The sequence below is a fragment of the Microbispora sp. CL1-1 genome (genome assembly GCF_012034195.1).
GTDB lineage: Bacteria > Actinomycetota > Actinomycetes > Streptosporangiales > Streptosporangiaceae > Microbispora.
Genome location: NZ_JAATEK010000161.1, coordinates 1 through 720, shown reverse-complemented (window position 1 = coordinate 720; position 720 = coordinate 1). Strand labels below are relative to the sequence as shown.

The 720-nt window shown below is 67.4% G+C and carries 1 protein-coding gene; it reads right to left on the bottom strand.

Going from position 1 to position 720, the window contains the following annotated elements; all coding sequences use genetic code 11:
* Window positions 1-114: 114 nt before the first annotated feature.
* Window positions 115-720: ATP-binding protein (locus HCK04_RS40415; RefSeq protein WP_142652787.1), on the bottom strand; the 606-nt coding region annotated here is incomplete at its 5' end.

The window sequence follows — 720 nt, the reverse complement described above, 5'->3', positions numbered from 1 at the left end:
GTGTCAACGGCCATTTGGTTCTCCCCGTGGGCGGCCTTGAGATCTCCCCGCTGGCGGCCACGAAGTTCTCCCCGACGGCGGCCAGTTATCTCCCCACCGTCGGTGTTGATCGGGTTAGCTGAAGGGCTTCACCCCCTGTCCGGAGGTGGCCTGGGTGAGCCGGAAACTGTCACCCTGGGTGACCACGACGTGGGCGTGGTGGAGCAGCCGGTCGACCGTGGCGGTGGCCAGGGTCTTGGGCATGATCTCGTCGAACCCGGACGGGTGCAGGTTGCTGGACACCGTCAGACTGCGCCGCTCATAGGCGGCATCGACCAAGCGGTAGAAACCTTCGGCGGCGTCCGGGGAGACCGGTAGCAGGCCGATGTCATCGACGATGATCAGATCGGCGCGGATGATGCGGGCCAGGGCGCGGGCGATGGAGTCATCGACGCGGTGGCGGCGGACCAGGGCGCCGAGATCTTCGATGGTGAACCAGACGACCGTCAGCCCGGCCTCGACGGCGGCCTGGCCCAGCGCCTCGCTGAAGTGGCTCTTGCCGGTGCCCGAGGGGCCGCAGATGCACAGGTTCTCACGACGGGTCACCCATTCCAGGCTCTTGAGGGCGTCTTGGGTGGGGCGGGGAATGGAGGATGCGCTCTCGTCCCAGTCGCTGAAGGTCTTTCCGGTGGGGAAGGCAGCACGTTTGCGGCGAGTGGCCAAGTTGGCCCGGTCCCGGCC